The organism is Enterobacter cloacae complex sp. HYC080_NIDB, from assembly GCF_056673325.1.
This window is the reverse complement of the sequence record NZ_CP114212.1, coordinates 3753731-3771181: the sequence shown is the minus strand read 5'-3', so window position 1 is coordinate 3771181 and position 17451 is coordinate 3753731. Positions and strand designations below refer to the sequence as shown.

Genomic DNA, 17451 nt, shown 5'->3' with positions numbered 1-17451 from the left:
GTGGTGGAGCAAGTGAGCGGAATACTGACGCGCTGGCGACAATTTGGCAGACGATACTTCTGGCCGCATCTCTTATTGGGGATGGTCGCGGCGAGTCTCGGCTTGCCTGCGCTCAGCAACAGTGCCGAAGCGGCGACGCCAGCGAAAACCTCCACAACCAAACACGATCTCAACACGCGGGTTAACTTTACTAACCTCGCGTGGCTTGAAGCCAGTCGTCGCCCGAATTTCTCCGTTGATTACTGGCACCAGCACGCTATCCGCACGGTCATTCGTCATCTGTCATTTGCGATGGCACCGCAGACAATGCCTGTTGCCGAAGAGACGTTGCCGGTACAGGCACAGCACCTTGCCCTGCTGGATACGCTCAACGCGTTGCTCACGCAGGACGGCCAGCCGCCGGTCATGGTTCGCCAGACGGCGCAAACTGTGCTCGCTCCGCCAGTCTCATTCTCTGTATCAACCTGGATTAGCCAGGCCCACGGCATCCGCGCCGGGCCGCAACGCCTCAGCTAAATTAACTTTTTCAATACCTTAATTTATCTGCCCACGATGGGGCGTTTGAGAATTTATTATGCTAATCAAATTATTAACTAAAGTTTTTGGTAGTCGTAACGATCGTACACTGCGCCGTATGCGCAAAGCTGTCGCTGTCATCAACGGTATGGAACCGGCGATGGAGAAGCTCTCCGATGACGAGCTGAAAGCAAAAACCGTGGAATTCCGCGCGCGTCTGGAAAAAGGGGAAACCTTAGAAAGCCTGATCCCGGAAGCCTTCGCCGTAGTGCGTGAAGCGAGTAAACGTGTGTTTGGCATGCGTCACTTCGACGTTCAGCTGCTGGGTGGTATGGTGCTTAACGAGCGCTGCATCGCGGAAATGCGTACTGGTGAAGGTAAAACCCTGACCGCAACGCTGCCGGCTTACCTGAACGCGCTGACCGGTAAAGGCGTTCACGTGGTTACCGTCAACGACTATCTGGCCCAGCGTGACGCCGAAAACAACCGTCCACTGTTCGAATTCCTCGGCATGACGGTCGGCATCAACATGTCCGGCCTGCCTGCGCCAGCCAAGCGTGAAGCGTATAACGCGGACATCACCTACGGCACCAACAACGAATACGGCTTCGACTACCTGCGTGACAACATGGCCTTCAGCCCTGAAGAGCGCGTCCAGCGTAAACTGCACTACGCGCTGGTGGATGAGGTGGACTCCATCCTGATCGATGAAGCGCGTACCCCGCTGATCATCTCCGGCCCTGCCGAAGACAGCTCTGAGATGTACCGTAAAGTCGACAAAATCATTCCGCACCTGCTGCGTCAGGAGAAAGAAGACTCCGACACCTTCCAGGGTGAAGGTCACTTCTCCGTTGATGAAAAAGCGCGCCAGGTGAACCTGACCGAGCGCGGTCTGGTGAAAATTGAAGAGCTGCTGGTCGCTGAAGGCATTATGGAAGAGGGGGAGTCCCTGTACTCTCCGAGCAACATCATGCTGATGCACCACGTAACGGCTGCACTGCGCGCCCACGCGCTGTTCACCCGTGACGTCGACTACATTGTGAAAGACGGCGAAGTCATCATCGTCGATGAACACACCGGCCGTACCATGCAGGGACGTCGCTGGTCTGACGGTCTGCACCAGGCTGTGGAAGCCAAAGAAGGTGTGGATATTCAGAATGAAAACCAGACCCTGGCGTCCATCACCTTCCAGAACTACTTCCGTCTGTACGAGAAGCTGGCGGGCATGACCGGTACTGCTGATACCGAAGCGTTTGAATTCAGCTCCATCTACAAGCTGGATACCGTTGTCGTTCCAACCAACCGTCCAATGATCCGTAAGGATATGCCGGACCTGGTGTACATGACCGAAGCGGAAAAAATTCAGGCAATCATCGAAGATATTCGCGACCGTACTGCCAATGGGCAGCCGGTTCTGGTGGGGACCATCTCCATCGAGAAATCTGAAGTGGTTTCCAATGAGCTGACGAAAGCAGGCATTAAACACAACGTTCTGAACGCCAAGTTCCATGCTAAAGAAGCGGATATCGTTGCTCAGGCGGGTTATCCGGCTGCCGTGACCATCGCTACCAACATGGCGGGTCGTGGTACCGATATTATGCTGGGCGGTAGCTGGCAGGCAGAGGTTGCTGAGCTGGAAAACCCAACGCCAGAACAGATTGCACAAATCAAAGTCGACTGGCAGGTACGTCACGACGCGGTTCTGGCTTCCGGTGGTTTGCACATTATTGGTACCGAGCGTCACGAATCTCGTCGTATCGACAACCAGCTGCGTGGCCGTGCGGGCCGTCAGGGGGATGCCGGTTCTTCTCGCTTCTACCTGTCTATGGAAGATGCGCTGATGCGTATTTTCGCCTCCGACCGCGTGTCCGGCATGATGCGTAAACTTGGCATGAAACCAGGCGAAGCCATCGAGCACCCGTGGGTCACTAAAGCGATTGCCAACGCGCAGCGTAAAGTGGAAAGCCGCAACTTTGATATTCGTAAGCAGCTGCTGGAGTATGATGACGTCGCGAACGATCAGCGTCGTGCGATCTACACCCAGCGTAACGAACTGCTGGACGTGTCCGACGTGAGCGAAACCATCAACAGCATTCGCGAAGATGTGTTCAAAGCGACCATTGACGGGCATATTCCACCGCAGTCTCTGGAAGAGATGTGGGATATCGAAGGCCTGCAGGAACGTCTGAAGAACGACTTTGACCTCGATCTGCCTATCAAAGAGTGGCTGGACAAAGAGCCTGAGCTGCACGAAGAGACGCTGCGCGAACGTATCTTTGAAACCGCGCTGGACGTTTATAAGCGTAAGGAAGAAGTGGTTGGCGCTGAGATGATGCGTCACTTCGAAAAAGGTGTGATGCTGCAGACGCTGGACTCCCTGTGGAAAGAGCACCTGGCGGCAATGGACTACCTGCGTCAGGGTATTCACCTGCGTGGCTATGCGCAGAAAGATCCGAAGCAGGAGTACAAGCGTGAATCCTTCTCCATGTTTGCGTCTATGCTGGAGTCGCTGAAGTATGAAGTGATCAGCACCCTGAGCAAAGTTCAGGTACGTATGCCGGAAGAAGTGGAAGCGATGGAACAACAGCGTCGTGAAGAAGCTGAGCGTCTGGCGCAGATGCAACAGCTGAGCCACCAGACTGACGAGAGCGAAGCTGCAGCGGCGATCGCCGCGCAGACTGGCGATCGTAAAGTGGGTCGTAACGATCCGTGCCCGTGTGGTTCCGGTAAAAAATATAAGGCCTGCCACGGCCGTCTGAGCTAAGTTCATAAGACAATGAAAAGGCGCAGATATCTGCGCCTTTTTTATGGAAGTGACAATATGAAAATACTGCAAATTGCCGTCGGGATTATTCGCAACCCGCAAAACCAGATCTTCATTACCCAGCGCGCTGCCGATGCCCATATGGCGAACAAATGGGAGTTTCCCGGTGGAAAAATCGAATCAGGGGAGACGCCGGAAGAGGCGCTGGTGCGTGAGCTTCAGGAAGAAGTAGGAATTACGCCAGTTGGCGCAACGCTGTTCGATAAGCTCGAATACCAGTTTCCGGACAGGCACATCACGCTTTGGTTCTGGCTGGTCGAAAACTGGGAAGGCGACCCCTGGGGAAAAGAGGGGCAACCCGGTAACTGGGTGGAGCTTCAGGCCAGTGATGCCGATAAATTCCCACCGGCAAATGCGGCCGTCATATCCCGACTGACGGACGACCTGTAGGCCTGCTAAGCGAAGCGCCAGCAGGCTTTAAAGCTATTGCTGCTCTTCACTCCAGTCATCGCTGTCCGAGAGATCGCCTTTGCTCGGAATGCGTTTCTCTTCCGCCGCCCATTCTCCAAGGTCAATTAACTGACAGCGCTTGCAGCAGAATGGACGGAACGGACTCATTTCGCCCCATACAACGGTTTTACCGCAGGTGGGGCAGTTTACGGTGGTCACTTCAGACATCGGCACTCCTTAACAACAGGCCAGTTCAAAATCGAGGCGTTCCGGCACGGTGCCATTCTCGCTGTCCAGAGGCATAAAGCGGATCGCAAAACGACTCTTATGCCCGGAAATCTGTGGGTAAAGCTGCTCGCCGAGCGATAAATTCAGACGCAGAAGATCGGCATCATCGCCGTTATCCTGATAGAAACCGTTCAGGCTGGTTTGCTTGCGGAACGGCGCCGAGTTACGGATGAGGTCGAGAATTAGCGACAGCGTCTGGTGCATGGGGGCGAGACTTTCCAGCCAGCTGTTCACCTGCGCATCACGCTGTGCTTGCGGCATATGCAGCCACATATGCAGCGTTGGCAGGTCGAAACTACAGCAGCCACCAGGAATACTCAGGCGCTGGCGCACCAGGCCGATCAGGCGATCTTCTCGCAAAAATTGCCCGACACGAGGTGCGGCCATCAGCGTACTGCTGCTGTTTTTAAGCTGCTGACGAAGTGAATCAATGCGGCTCTGATCCACGCCCGGCACTTCGGCCCAGGCCTGTAATTTACGCTGCTGGCGCTCCAGTTCTTTCAGAAGCTCTGTGCGGACGTCGCCCCGCTCAATGACATCCAGCAGATCCCCCACGTTGCGGAAGAAGTGCAACGCAGTGGCATGATCGCTGACGGGCAAATGTTGTGAAAGTTGTTGAATCAGAAATTCGATACGCAGCCAGGTACGCATTTTTTCGTTGAGCGGATGCTCAAAAAGGATGTGGGTCGACATTATGGTTTTTCCTGTGCAACGGCCTGCGCGGCGAACGCCAAATACTGCGCATGCAGGCGGGCAACATCCGATGCAATGGCATCTGGTGCGCCGTTATTATCAATAACATCATCCGCAACGGCAAGGCGCTGAGCGCGCGTGGCCTGAGCGGCAAGAATTTGTTCAGCCTGTTCGCGCGAGACACGATCGCGCGTCACGGTGCGCTGGATTTGCGTTTCAGGCGAGACATCAATGACCAGCACCCGATCGGCTTTATTGTGCAGCTGATTCTCTACCAGAAGCGGAACCACCCACAGAACATACGGCGAGCGGGCTGCGGCAATTTGACGCTGAGTTTCCTGGTGGATAATGGGGTGGAGCAGGGCATTAAGCCAGCGTTTTTCCGCAGAATCGGAAAAAATGCATTCGCGTAGCTTGCGGCGATTTAGCGTGCCATCTGCACTGATAATTGCCGGACCAAAATGGTTTTCGATGGCTTTTAGCGCGGGTGTATTGGGCTCTACCACCTGACGGGCAATGATATCGGCATCAATAATCGTGATACCCAGACGAGAAAATGCGTCCGCAACGGTACTTTTGCCACTACCGATGCCGCCGGTTAATGCGACGATATACCCCATTAAATCAAATCCTGGGAATTATTCATTATTAAAATCAGTTGGTTAAATTTCAAACGTGCATCAGCCACTGTTTAGCCCTGTTTACCGGCTTTTTACCAGGTAAATTTATAGGATTGTAGCGTAAAAAAAGAGAATTTCGCAGTCTTGCGGAGCAGGTATTAGTGCGTATGATAGCGTCACTGGAGTTGTGCTTTTAACATATTTGCCTCTAACCCCAGGAATCCGCACATGCGTATCGAAGAAGATCTGAAGTTAGGTTTCAAAGACGTTCTTATCCGCCCTAAACGCTCTACACTGAAAAGTCGCTCAGACGTTGAACTCGAACGTCAATTCACCTTTAAACATTCCGGTCAGACCTGGTCTGGCGTGCCGATTATCGCCGCCAATATGGATACGGTGGGCACCTTCGGGATGGCAACCGCCCTGGCGCAGTTCGATATTCTCACCGCAGTGCACAAACACTACAGCCCGGAAGAGTGGAATGCGTTTGTTGCATCCGCCTCTGCGGATGTGGTGAAGCATGTGATGGTCTCCACCGGCACCTCTGATGCCGATTTCGAGAAGACCAAACAGATCCTGAATGCGAACCCGGCGCTCAATTTTGTGTGTATTGATGTGGCGAACGGTTACTCCGAGCATTTCGTGCAGTTCGTCAGCAAGGCGCGTGAGGCCTGGCCAACGAAAACCATCATCGCGGGCAACGTGGTGACCGGTGAAATGTGTGAGGAGCTGATCCTCTCCGGTGCCGACATCGTGAAAGTGGGCATTGGCCCGGGCTCCGTATGCACCACGCGCGTCAAAACCGGCGTTGGGTATCCGCAGCTGTCCGCCGTTATCGAATGTGCCGATGCGGCGCATGGCCTGGGCGGCCAGATCATCAGTGACGGCGGTTGCACCATGCCGGGCGATGTGGCGAAGGCGTTTGGCGGCGGCGCAGACTTCGTGATGCTCGGCGGTATGCTGGCCGGTCATGAAGAGAGCGGCGGCACCGTGGTGGAAGAAAACGGCGAGAAATTCATGCTGTTCTACGGTATGAGCTCTGAGTCTGCAATGACCCGTCACGTTGGTGGTGTGGCAAAATACCGTGCGGCAGAAGGCAAAACCGTGAAGCTGCCTCTGCGTGGCCCGGTTGAAAACACCGCGCGCGACATCCTGGGCGGCCTGCGCTCAGCCTGTACCTACGTGGGTGCCTCCCGTCTGAAAGAGCTGACGAAACGTACGACGTTTATTCGCGTTCAGGAGCAGGAAAACCGCGTTTTCAATAGCCTGTAATGGCTTTCGCTGGCGCATGTCCGTGCGCCAGCACTATTGGCTATCCCGCGCTCATCGCATCCCCCAAATGGAAAATGGGCAAATACATTGCCACCACTAGCGTGCCGATGATGATCCCCGTGACAACCAGTAGTAACGGCTCCAGGAGTGCTGCCAGATTGTCGGCCAACTGAAAAGTTTGCTCCGTGTGATGACGAGCAAGGTTTGCCAGCATGATGTCCAGTGAACCTGACATTTCGCCCGTTCGTAAAAGCTGAATACAGAGCGGGGTAAACATTGCCGCTTTCTGAAAGGATGACCAGACGGGAAGCCCTTTTTCAATATCTTCGCGTATTCTGCGAAGGATCCCTTGCCAGTAGCGGCTTTCGACGGTCTCTTCTGCGCTCTCAAGCCCCTGTAAAAAGGCAATGCCTGCCTGCTGTGTGAGCGACAGTACGGTGAAGATCTGCCCCAGCTTTTGCCCTTTCGCCAGCGCCCCCATTACAGGTAGATGCAGAAGAAATCGCTGCCAGCGAGGCGTGTGACGCAGAGTCCAGGCTGCGGTTAACGGAACAAGCAGCACCGCGAACAGTGCGAGAGCGTAGGACTGCATAAACGCGGATATACCCATCACCATCCGCGTCAGCGCCGGAAGGGGAGTGTTAAACGTTTTGTAGATTGCGGCGAACTCGGGCAACACCAGGGTGACCATGGCGAGTACGACGAGTACCGCCAGCGTCAGGATGATCGCCGGGTAGCGCAGCGCTTTTTTCACTTTCTGACCGAGCTGCTGCTGCGCTTTTTGTTGCTGGGCGAGCTGGCGACAGCACTCTTCCAGCTTCCCTGTCAGCTCACCCGTTTTTACCATTGAGATATGCAATGGGGTAAAGACCGTGGGCCACCGCCTGAGCGCCTCAGAAAAAGGGCACCCTTCACTGAGTTCATCGGCAACGCTTTGCAGCAGTGCCCGCCACGGTTCTGATGGATGCTGGTCAGCCAGCATTTGCAGGCTATGCGCAAGCGTTAGTCCGGCCTGCAGCAGCGTGGCGAGCTGGCGAAACATCTCGTAGCAGTGATGAGGACGCCAGCGGTGTCTCTGAGGGCATCGGGAGAGGGCCAGAGGATGCAGGTCGTTCCGCATTAGTCTGGTGAAGGCCGCGTTGCGGTCTGTGGCCCAGAGTGTCCCGCTTCGGGGTTCTCCTTCTGTGGAGAGGGCTCGCCAGCGCCAGAGGTGATTAGTGGCCATCGGGCATCCCCAAAACACGCAATAACTCTTCGAGCGTGGTTAGCCCTTGCTCAATGGCCATACAGCCGTGTTCAAACAGCGAGATTAACCCTGCCTGCCGGGCACTGGCTTCTATGACCTCGGTGCCTGCCCCGCTGGCAATTGCCTGACGCAGAGGGTTGTCGATTGCCAGTACTTCAAAAATCGCCACCCGGCCGTAAAAACCGTGATAGCAACGATCGCAGCCTGTGGGTTGCCAGCGGGGAAGTGGTCGCGGCCAAACCGGGCGGGGTAAGCCCGAATGCTCCCCGTTTTGCTGTCGGCAATGTGGACAAAGACGCCGAACCAGCCGTTGGGCAATCACCATAGAGAGTGCGGAAGATATCATCCAGCGCGCGACGCCCATCTGCTCCAGGCGAATCAGGGTTTCCGTTGTCGAGTTGGTATGCAGCGTCGACAATACCAGGTGCCCGGTCTGCGCGGCATTAATAGCGATCTCTGCCGTTTCGCCATCACGAATTTCGCCGACCATAATGATATCCGGATCCTGACGCAGCAGCGCCCTTAGCACGCTCTGAAATGTCAGGCCCGCTCGCGGGTTAATCTGCGTCTGATTCAATCCCGCAAGCGGGATTTCAATGGGATCCTCTACGCTGCAGATGTTGACGTCAGGGGTGTTAAGCGCCTGTAACGCGCTATAGAGGGTGACGGTTTTGCCGCTGCCTGTGGGGCCGGTAACCAGAATCAGCCCCTGAGGCTGGTGCAGTGAAGCAGTAAAACAGGCCAGCTGCTCAGCGCTCATGCCGAGTGCTTTCGGTTCAAGAGCCTGCTGAACCTGATGCAGCAGTCGCAGCACAATTTTCTCACCGCCGTTGCAGGGAAGCGTGGCGATACGAAACGAGACCGGCTCGTTTGTCAGCTCAATGGTAAACTGACCATCCTGCGGTAAGCGGCGTTCAGCAATATCCAGATTACCCAGCACTTTTAACCGGGCGCTGAGCATCGTTGCCAGCGCGGCGGAAAGCGGAGGTTGCGGGCAAAGTACGCCATCGATACGTAAGCGAATCTGGCACGCGTGCTCCATCGGTTCAATATGGATGTCGGAGGCGCGCTGGTTTATCGCCTGTTGCAGCGTGTGGTTGAGGATATCCACCGCGGAATGTGCCTGCGAAACGTTAGGCAGATGCGATTGCGCGCTTAACTGCCGATGCTTTTCCATGCGTTCAGCGCTCCAGCACTCGATATCAATCCGTTTCTGCGTTGCGAAGCGCAGGGCTTCCATCAGTTCAGATGCGGGGCTTCCCACGACGGCGATGCTGACCATGTCACTGTCGCTGGTGAGCAGCAGAGCATGATGGCGAAGGCAAAGTGCCACGAGTTGATCGGTGTTCATTGTCCGCCCCTCAGTTATTGTCGAAGCGGAAGACGTCTTCACAGGCCTGCTTAAGCTCGCTGTCAGCACTGATGTTGCAGTCACGCGTCCAGCCTGTCATACCGTTGCCGTTATTCCACTGTGGCGTCATGGTCACCGTCAGTCCGTTGAGACTCTCCTGACCCGTCAAGGTCACGATCCCTTTTGCCACGTTCATTGCTGAGACGTAACGCGTCGTCGTCGGGGAAGGGATGCCGTTACTGCCTGCGTCACAGCTCTCCACGCCACCGTGATCGAGCGCGCAAAGCTCAATGGCAGTGCGATAGGGAATGAAGGTTTGCAGCATATCGGTGAGGGCGGCTTTACGCAGGTAGTTCTGATAGGCGGGAACCCCGATGGCGCTCAGAATCGCAATAATGCCAATGACCACCATCAGCTCAATGAGTGTGAATCCTTGTTGTCTGTCCATATCTGCTCCTTATGCAAAGTGGCGCTACTCTGGCAGCGCGAAAGGAGAGAAACGAGGGGCAAAAAAGGGAACGGGAAAGGGGCTTCAGAGAATTCATGCAGTGTTGCAGGGAAGAACAACGGATTTGCGAGCAGGACTGAAATTCCCCTCTCCGGGCGGAGAGGGGAAGCGTGTTATTTGAAGCGCATGGAGAGGTCAAGGGCGCGAACGTGTTTGGTCAGCGCGCCGACGGAGATGTAGTCCACACCGGTTTCGGCGAATTCACGGATCGTGTCAAACGTGACGTTCCCGGAAACTTCAAGCTGGGCGCGGCCGTTAGTCAGTTTTACTGCCTCGCGCATCTGCTCAGTTTCGAAATTGTCGAGCATGATGATATCGGCTCCGGCCTTAACGGCCTGCTCCAGCTCTTCCAGGCTTTCGACTTCCACTTCAACAGGGACGTCCGGGTGCAGCCAGAAGGCTTTCTCAACGGCCTGGCGCACGGAACCCGACGCAATAATGTGGTTCTCTTTGATCAGGAAGGCATCGGATAAGCCCAGTCGATGGTTGGCGCCGCCGCCACAGAGCACCGCGTACTTCAGCGCAGTGCGCAGGCCTGGCAGCGTTTTGCGGGTATCCAGCAGCTGAGTGTGGGTGCCGGCCAGGAGGTCAACATAGCGACGCACTTCGCTGGCGACGCCAGAGAGCGTTTGTACAAAATTGAGCGCGGTGCGTTCGCCGGTCAGCAAGACGCGCGAGGGACCGTCCAGCTCGAACAGCGGCTGATTGGCTGTAATCGCATCACCATCTTCAACGTGCCAGGTCACCTGCACATCATCGCCCGCCAGTTGAGTAAATACCTCTTCAACCCAACGCTTGCCGCAAAAAACGCCCTCTTCACGGGTAATAATGACCGCGTGGGAACGTGTCTCTTTTGGCAATAATTGTGCGGTAATGTCTTTATCGGCATTCACGTCACCCCCAAGGTCTTCTTTTAACGCATGGGCAACGCTTGCCGGAATATCCATATTAATACGTTCCAGAAGTGCTTCACGTCGGTGGTCGGGGTTGTAGCGGCGAGGCGGCATGATAAAACTCCAAATTGGTAACGAATCATAATATTGAAACATGCTACTCTGAACCGAGTCATTGCACCATACAGAAGGAGTTCCAGCATGTTGTTAGAAAACGGATGGCTGGTGGATGCGCGGCGTGTACCCTCGCCGCACCACGATTGCCGCCCGGAGGATGAAAAGCCCACACTGCTGGTGGTTCATAATATTAGTCTCCCGCCGGGTGAATTTGGCGGCCCGTGGATCGATGCGTTATTCACGGGAACGATAGATCCCAATGCCCATCCTTTCTTCGCTGAGATTGCGCATTTGCGCGTGTCGGCTCACTGTCTGATTCGTCGTGATGGTGAGGTGGTTCAGTATGTTCCTTTTGATAAGCGCGCCTGGCATGCCGGGGTGTCGATGTATCACGGGCGCGAACGGTGCAACGATTTCTCCATTGGGATCGAACTGGAAGGCACGGATACTACGCCCTACACCGACTCACAGTATCAAAAGTTAGCGGCTGTGACCCGTACGCTTATCGGACTCTACCCGGCAATCGCCGACAACATTACCGGACACAGTGATATCGCTCCGGCGAGAAAAACCGATCCTGGCCCGGCATTTGACTGGCCCCGCTTTCGCGCCATGCTCACCGCGTCGTCAGAATAAGGAGATAACATGACGTTGTTTACCATGCTGCTGGTTATCATCGCTGAACGTCTGTTCAAGCTCGGTGAGCACTGGCATCTGGATCACCGGCTGGAGGTGTTATTCCGCCGCATCAGGCACTTTTCCATGCTGCGCACGCTGCTGATGATGGCGGGTGTGATGGTGATTACCTTCCTGCTGCTGCGCGCGCTGTACGGACTCTTTTTCAATGTGCCGCTGCTGGTGGTGTGGATCCTGCTTGGCGTGCTGTGCATTGGTGCGGGCAAGGTGCGTTTGCACTACCACGCTTATCTTAAAGCGGCCTCCCGCGATGATGCCCACGCGCGCGGTGCCATGGCGAGCGAACTGACGATGATCCACGGCGTGCCGCCGGATTGCGACGAGCGCGAGTTCCTGCGCGAGCTGCAAAATGCGCTGCTGTGGATTAACTTCCGTTACTACCTCGCGCCGCTGTTCTGGTTTGTGGTGGGGGGCCCGGTGGGACCCGTCTTGCTGATGGGGTATGCGTTCCTGCGTGCCTGGCAGACCTGGCTTGCCCGTTATCTGACACCGCATGAACGTTTGCTCTCCGGCATTGATGCCATCCTGCATGTGCTCGACTGGCTGCCGGTGCGTCTGGTGGGAGTGGTGTACGCGCTCATTGGCCACGGTGAAAAAGCATTGCCAGCGTGGTTTGCGTCTCTGGGCGACCTACACACCTCGCAGTATCAGGTGTTAACCCGTCTGGCGCAGTTTTCCCTGGCGCGAGAGCCGCATACCGACAAGATTGAAACGCCAAAAGCGGCGGTTTCAATGGCAAAGAAAACGTCGTTTGTGGTGGTGGTGGTTGTGGCGCTACTGACCATTTACGGCACGCTGGTGTAGGCCAGCGCGCCGCAAACGCTATAGCGTATCCGCAGGCGGGATGCCGAAATCAGGCATCCCGTTTTCGTCCCAACGAACACGCTTCAGGCGGGTATGACGATTGGGATCGTAAAGCGGATCGCCTTCGATTTCGGTGTAATTTCTGGCGTGATACACCAGCACATCTTCCCCTTCTGAGGTCTTTGTGAAGCTGTTATGGCCCGGCCCAAACTGGCGGTTTTCATAACGGGTGGTGAATACCGGACGCGCAGATTTGTGCCAGTTCGCCGGCTGTTGCGGATCGGCATTCAGGTCTATCCACAATAACCCCATGCAGTAGTTCTCATCGGTGGCGCTAGCGGAGTAGCTGATAAACAGCTTGTCACCGTGAACCAGCACCGCCGGACCTTCGTTAACCAGAAATCCGCGGCATTCCCAGTCATATTCAGGTTTACTGAGCATCACCGGCTCGCCTTTCAGCGTCCACGGATTTTCCATTTCACACAGATAAAGGTTGGAGTTTCCGGCGATATCCGGCGCTTTTTGCGCCCACAGATACCAGCGTTTCCCCTGATGGACAAAGGTGGTGGCATCGAGGGCGAAAGTGTCGAATGGCGTTTTTATTTGCCCCTTCTCGACCCACGTACCGGCGAGCGGATCGCTGTCGGTACACTCCAGCGCAAACATTCGGTGCTGGAACATGCCGAGGCTATCAAGCGCCTGGGTGTGCGTCGCGGCAAAATAGATATACCACTTCCCGTCGATGTGATGCAGTTCTGGGGCCCAAATCAACTGGCTCATTGGACCGGTGTCGGGTTTGCGCCAGACCACTATCTCTTCGGCGCTGCGCAAGCCCTCCAGCGAGTCAGCACGGCGGATAGCCAGCCTGTCGTACTCCGGCACGGAGGCAATAAAATAGTATTCCCCCTCATGATGTAAAATGTACGGGTCGGCGCGTTGTTCAATAAACGGGTTTGGCCAGGTTTGCATGCAACTTTCCTTATTTTGTCTCTGCGGCTTTGAGTTCCTGATAAGCGTTCAGCTCGCGGTAGTTGGCGCGGCGCTTTTCCAGATCGGACTGGATCATCTTCATGGTTTCGCGGTCCACTTTCAGCAGGCGTACAACGCCCGCGGTAATTAAGTATCCAACGCCAGGAATAACGGTAAACAGCAGTACGATACCGTTAATGGCCTCCGCGCTTTGCGCTTTTGCGCCTGCGTCGTAACCGTACCAGGAGAGCAGAAAACCGACCATTGCCCCGGCAATCGCCAGACCCAGCTTCAGGAAGAAAATGTTGCCGGAGAAGCTGATCCCGGTGATGCGTTTCCCGGTTTTCCACTCGCCGTAGTCATCCACGTCAGCCATCAGCGACCAGTGCAGCGGAGACGGGATCTGGTGCAGGATGTTCAGCAGAACGTAGAGCACCACGATGGTGACGGTGGCTTTCGGGTCGAAGAAATAGAAGGCGCAGGAAAATATCGCCAGCACGATATTGGTCCAGAAGAAGACCTTCAGTTTACACCAGCGGTCGGTCAGCACTTTTGCCAGCACGCTGCCAAGCATCATGCCGATAACCCCCAGGCTGATAAACACGGTGGCGAAGTGGGTGCTCTGGCCCATCACCCAGGTGACGTAATACATGGTTGCCGCCATGCGGATAAAGCCCGGGCAGACGTTGCACAGGGTCAGGAGCAAAATTCGCACCCACTGGTCGTTTTTCCACACGTCTTTCAGGTCATTTTTCAGCTCGTCGTGGGTCTGCACCGCCGGGCGCACGCGCTCGCGCACGGTGGCGAAGCAGAACAGGAACATGCAGGTGCCAATCAGCGCCAGTACGGTCATTGCCATCTGGTAGCCTTTGGCTTTGTTATCCCCGCCAAACCAGTCGGCCATCGGCAGCAGCGTCAATGACAGCAGCAACGTGGCGATGCCGACCAGCACGAAGCGGTAGGACTGGCAGGCCACACGCTCTTTCGGATCGTTGGTGATCACCCCTCCTAACGAACAGTAAGGGATGTTGATGGCCGTATAGGTTAATGAGAGCAGGAAGTAGGTGACAAACGCATAGATAACTTTGCTGTTATAGCTCCACTCCGGTGTGGTGAACATCAGAATACTGAACAGCGCGTAGGGGAAGGCAATCCACAGCAGCCATGGACGAAAACGGCCATATTTACTGCGGGTGCGGTCGGCAATTGCCCCCATGATAGGGTCGGTGACGGCGTCAATCACACGGACCGACAGCAGTAAGACCCCCACCAGCGCAGGCGCGAGGCCAAATATGTCGGTATAAAAATAGTTAACAAACAGCATGATGGCGCCAAAGATGATGTTGCAACCTGCATCGCCCATCCCATAGCCGATCTTTTCTTTTACTGACAGTTTAGCGTTATCCATAGACTGCTCTCCGGGTTTCGGTATGGAGAGAATTATTTGCTGGCAAACGAATATATGCGTTGCAGTATCAGGGCGGTGATATGGATAAAAACGCTGTAGGGATGAAAGTGTGAGGGAGGTAACAACGCGCGGTACCCGCAAAAGCAGGTACCGCGGAGGAGACTTAGTGGGCCTTCATGGCCTTGCGGCTTTTCTGGCTGAAGAGATAGCCAACGCCCAGCACGGCAATCCAGACTGGGATCAGGTAGACGGAGATTGCCATACCCGGCGTGATCAGCATGATCACCAGCACGGCCGCCATAAACAGCAGGCAGATCCAGTTACCCAGCGGATAGAGCAGGGCAGGGAAGCGCGTCGTCACGCCCTGCTGCTGTTTCGCGCGGCGGAACTTGATGTGTGCCAGGCTGATCATCGCCCAGTTGATGACCAGTGCAGAGACCACCAGTGCCATTAGCAGGCCAAATGCGGATTCCGGCGCCATGTAGTTAATCAGCACGCACAGCGCCGTCACGATGGCTGAAACAATGATGGTGTTGACCGGCACGCCGCGTTTATCAACGTTGAGTAGCATCTTCGGCGCATTGCCCTGCTGGGCCAGACCGAACAGCATACGGCTGTTGCAGTATACGCAGCTGTTGTACACGGAAAGCGCCGCGGTCAGCACCACGACATTGAGCGCGTTCGCCACGACGGTATCACCCAGTTCGTGGAAAATCAGCACAAACGGACTGGTGTCGGCAGTGACGCGCGTCCACGGCAGCAGGGAGAGCAGGACCGCCAGCGAGCCCACATAGAAGATCAGAATTCGGTAGATAACCTGATTCGTCGCTTTCGGGATGCTCTGTTCAGGGTTGTCGGCTTCTGCGGCGGTGATACCCACCAGTTCCAGACCGCCGAAAGAGAACATAATGATGGCCATCATCATCACCAGACCGGTCATGCCGTGAGGCAGGAAGCCGCCCTGTTCCCAGAGGTTACGCACGGTTGCCTGTGGGCCACCGTTGCCGCTGAACAGCAGCCAGCCGCCAAAGATAATCATCGCCACGACGGCGATCACTTTGATGATGGCAAACCAGAACTCCATCTCGCCGAACACTTTTACGTTGGTGAGGTTAATGGCGTTGATAATGACGAAGAAAGCTGCAGCAGAAACCCAGGTTGGGATGTCGGGATACCAGAACTGAATATACTTCCCGACGGCAGTCAGCTCGGCCATGGCAACCAGAACGTACAGTACCCAGTAGTTCCAGCCGGAAGCGAAACCGGCAAAGCTGCCCCAGTACTTATAGGCAAAGTGGCTGAAGGAGCCAGCGACCGGCTCCTCGACAACCATTTCACCTAACTGGCGCATGATCAGAAAAGCAATGAAACCCGCAATCGCGTAACCCAAAATAATGCCCGGACCGGCAGACTGGATAACGGATGCGCTGCCCAGAAACAGGCCGGTACCAATAGCACCGCCCAGTGCGATGAGCTGAATATGGCGGTTTTTTAGCCCGCGCTTTAGCTGATCGCCGTGCTGTTGAGCTTCCATTTGAAACCTCGTGTGTGGTTGTTATGTCACGCTGTGCGTGTGTAATTATGAAAATCCATATTCTGTATTTATTTCTTTACGGTTAAACGAACCGAAAAAAGCGGAGATGACTTCCGTAAGCGCCAGAATAGTGGTAAGTGCCTGTGAATGCACCTGCTTTATGAAGGGCTGATGACGAGTTGAATAAAAAGAAAGCATTTGTAAATCACTCCGCTCTCGCTTCTTACCCCAACCTATAGAATAGAAATGCGCCTTAAGTGGGCGAATTTTCATAATTTGCCTTGTTGAATCGCTTCAGATTGCAAAAACCCTCGTTTCATTATGGTTAAAACTCCCACTTTGGGAGTAATCAACTCATTTGTGCAAAGTTACATTTCTGAAACGTTATTTCTGTAAGGTTGTTAAAATGTGCAGGGTTTACTGATTTCAATCAAAACCAATATGGACAGAAGGTGAATACTTTGTTACTTTAGCGATACGAAATATAAATTGGTAAGACCAATTGACTCCGGGCAAAAAGGCGTAAGACAGGGAATATGGCCTACAGCAAAATTCGCCAACCAAAACTATCTGATGTGATTGAGCAGCAGCTGGAGTTTTTAATCCTCGAAGGGACTCTGCGCCCGGGTGAGAAACTTCCGCCAGAACGCGAACTGGCAAAACAGTTCGACGTTTCACGTCCCTCTCTGCGTGAGGCGATTCAACGCCTCGAAGCAAAGGGCTTGCTGCTTCGTCGCCAGGGCGGCGGAACCTTTGTGCAAAACAGCCTGTGGCAGAGCTTCAGCGATCCGCTGGTAGAACTTCTCTCTGACCACCCAGAATCCCAGTTTGACCTGCTTGAGACCCGTCACGCGCTGGAAGGTATTGCGGCCTATTACGCTGCCCTTCGCAGCACTGATGAAGATCGCGTGCGTATCCGCGAGCTGCATCAGGCCATTGAACGGGCACAGCAGTCCGGCGATTTAGACGCCGAGTCCAGCGCCGTCGTCCAGTATCAAATTGCCGTCACCGAAGCGGCACACAATGTGGTGCTCCTCCATCTGCTACGCTGCATGGAGCCGATGCTGGCCCAGAACGTTCGTCAGAATTTTGAATTGTTGTATGCCCGTCGGGAGATGCTCCCACTGGTAAGCAACCATCGCACCCGAATATTCGAGGCGATAATGGCCGGGGAACCGGAGCAGGCGCGCGAAGCGTCGCACCGTCACCTGGCTTTCATTGAGGAAATCTTGCTGGACCGCAGCCGTGAACAATCGCGTCGCGAACGTTCATTACGCCGCATACAGCAACGAAAGGATTAAGCGCCAGGTACTTTTAGAGCG

At 55.0% G+C, this 17451-nt stretch carries 18 protein-coding genes; 7 read left to right on the top strand and 11 right to left on the bottom strand.

Features of this window, described 5'->3' with window-relative positions:
• The first annotated feature begins 12 nt into the window (after window positions 1-12).
• The 3 genes from secM to mutT are packed head-to-tail and all read left to right on the top strand — an operon-like array spanning window position 13 to window position 3730.
• The gene (gene secM / locus O1723_RS17985) at window positions 13-516 is read left to right on the top strand and encodes a secA translation cis-regulator SecM (protein ID WP_072169721.1); all 504 of its coding nucleotides are present in this window, start codon (window positions 13-15) and stop codon (window positions 514-516) included.
• A gap of 58 nt (window positions 517-574) precedes the next feature.
• A complete protein-coding gene (secA, locus tag O1723_RS17980; protein WP_038421283.1) occupies window positions 575-3280 on the top strand; it encodes a preprotein translocase subunit SecA in 2706 nt (901 codons plus the stop codon).
• 57 nt (window positions 3281-3337) lie between these two features.
• Window positions 3338-3730, top strand: a complete 393-nt coding sequence (gene mutT / locus O1723_RS17975; protein WP_023336758.1) for an 8-oxo-dGTP diphosphatase MutT — start codon at window positions 3338-3340, stop codon at window positions 3728-3730.
• A 33-nt stretch (window positions 3731-3763) separates the two neighbouring features.
• Here the strand turns inward: mutT and yacG are convergent, their stop codons facing one another.
• The 3 genes from yacG to coaE are packed head-to-tail and all read right to left on the bottom strand — an operon-like array spanning window position 3764 to window position 5331.
• Window positions 3764-3958: a DNA gyrase inhibitor YacG gene (gene yacG, locus O1723_RS17970; RefSeq protein ID WP_014882552.1), complete on the bottom strand. Its 195-nt coding sequence runs from the start codon at window positions 3956-3958 to the stop codon at window positions 3764-3766.
• 9 nt (window positions 3959-3967) lie between these two features.
• Window positions 3968-4711 carry a cell division protein ZapD gene (gene zapD / locus O1723_RS17965; protein WP_014882553.1) on the bottom strand — a complete coding sequence of 248 codons (744 nt, stop codon included), beginning with the start codon at window positions 4709-4711 and terminating at the stop codon, window positions 3968-3970.
• Window positions 4711-5331, bottom strand: a complete 621-nt coding sequence (gene coaE / locus O1723_RS17960) for a dephospho-CoA kinase (protein WP_014882554.1) — start codon at window positions 5329-5331, stop codon at window positions 4711-4713. Before coaE ends, zapD begins: the two co-directional genes overlap by 1 nt.
• A 228-nt stretch (window positions 5332-5559) precedes the next feature.
• Here coaE and O1723_RS17955 point away from each other — a divergent pair, with 228 nt between their 5' ends.
• Window positions 5560-6603: a GMP reductase gene (locus O1723_RS17955; RefSeq protein WP_014882555.1), complete on the top strand. Its 1044-nt coding sequence runs from the start codon at window positions 5560-5562 to the stop codon at window positions 6601-6603.
• A 40-nt stretch (window positions 6604-6643) separates the two neighbouring features.
• Here the strand turns inward: O1723_RS17955 and hofC are convergent, their stop codons facing one another.
• The 4 genes from hofC to nadC all read right to left on the bottom strand — a co-directional run bounded on the left by hofC (window position 6644) and on the right by nadC (window position 10715).
• Entirely contained in the window at window positions 6644-7828 is a 1185-nt protein-coding gene (gene hofC, locus O1723_RS17950; protein WP_023336759.1) for a protein transport protein HofC, read from the bottom strand.
• Window positions 7818-9200: a type II secretion system protein GspE gene (gene gspE, locus O1723_RS17945; protein WP_014882557.1), complete on the bottom strand. Its 1383-nt coding sequence runs from the start codon at window positions 9198-9200 to the stop codon at window positions 7818-7820. Before gspE ends, hofC begins: the two co-directional genes overlap by 11 nt.
• A 10-nt stretch (window positions 9201-9210) precedes the next feature.
• Window positions 9211-9648: a prepilin peptidase-dependent pilin gene (gene ppdD, locus O1723_RS17940; protein ID WP_014882558.1), complete on the bottom strand. Its 438-nt coding sequence runs from the start codon at window positions 9646-9648 to the stop codon at window positions 9211-9213.
• Between the two features lie 173 nt (window positions 9649-9821).
• A complete protein-coding gene (gene nadC, locus O1723_RS17935) occupies window positions 9822-10715 on the bottom strand; it encodes a carboxylating nicotinate-nucleotide diphosphorylase (protein ID WP_014882559.1) in 894 nt (297 codons plus the stop codon).
• 87 nt (window positions 10716-10802) lie between these two features.
• On the opposite strand from nadC, the gene ampD reads away from it, so the two are divergent.
• Entirely contained in the window at window positions 10803-11354 is a 552-nt protein-coding gene (ampD, locus tag O1723_RS17930; RefSeq protein WP_014882560.1) for a 1,6-anhydro-N-acetylmuramyl-L-alanine amidase AmpD, read from the top strand.
• A 9-nt stretch (window positions 11355-11363) separates the two neighbouring features.
• Window positions 11364-12218: a beta-lactamase regulator AmpE gene (ampE, locus tag O1723_RS17925; RefSeq protein WP_014882561.1), complete on the top strand. Its 855-nt coding sequence runs from the start codon at window positions 11364-11366 to the stop codon at window positions 12216-12218.
• A gap of 18 nt (window positions 12219-12236) precedes the next feature.
• On the opposite strand, the gene O1723_RS17920 is transcribed toward ampE, so the two are convergent.
• The 4 genes from O1723_RS17920 to O1723_RS17905 form a co-directional block, all read right to left on the bottom strand.
• On the bottom strand, window positions 12237-13187 hold the full coding sequence (locus tag O1723_RS17920) for a glycoside hydrolase family 43 protein (RefSeq protein ID WP_014882562.1): 951 nt from the start codon (window positions 13185-13187) through the stop codon (window positions 12237-12239).
• Window positions 13188-13197: 10 nt separating this feature from the next.
• The gene (locus O1723_RS17915; RefSeq protein ID WP_014882563.1) at window positions 13198-14595 is read right to left on the bottom strand and encodes a glycoside-pentoside-hexuronide (GPH):cation symporter; all 1398 of its coding nucleotides are present in this window, start codon (window positions 14593-14595) and stop codon (window positions 13198-13200) included.
• A gap of 163 nt (window positions 14596-14758) precedes the next feature.
• A complete protein-coding gene (aroP, locus tag O1723_RS17910; RefSeq protein ID WP_014882564.1) occupies window positions 14759-16129 on the bottom strand; it encodes an aromatic amino acid transporter AroP in 1371 nt (456 codons plus the stop codon).
• Between the two features lie 45 nt (window positions 16130-16174).
• Window positions 16175-16402: a hypothetical protein gene (locus O1723_RS17905; protein ID WP_078309342.1), complete on the bottom strand. Its 228-nt coding sequence runs from the start codon at window positions 16400-16402 to the stop codon at window positions 16175-16177.
• Between the two features lie 263 nt (window positions 16403-16665).
• Here O1723_RS17905 and pdhR point away from each other — a divergent pair, with 263 nt between their 5' ends.
• Window positions 16666-17430: a pyruvate dehydrogenase complex transcriptional repressor PdhR gene (gene pdhR / locus O1723_RS17900; protein ID WP_014882565.1), complete on the top strand. Its 765-nt coding sequence runs from the start codon at window positions 16666-16668 to the stop codon at window positions 17428-17430.
• Window positions 17431-17451 lie beyond the last annotated feature (21 nt).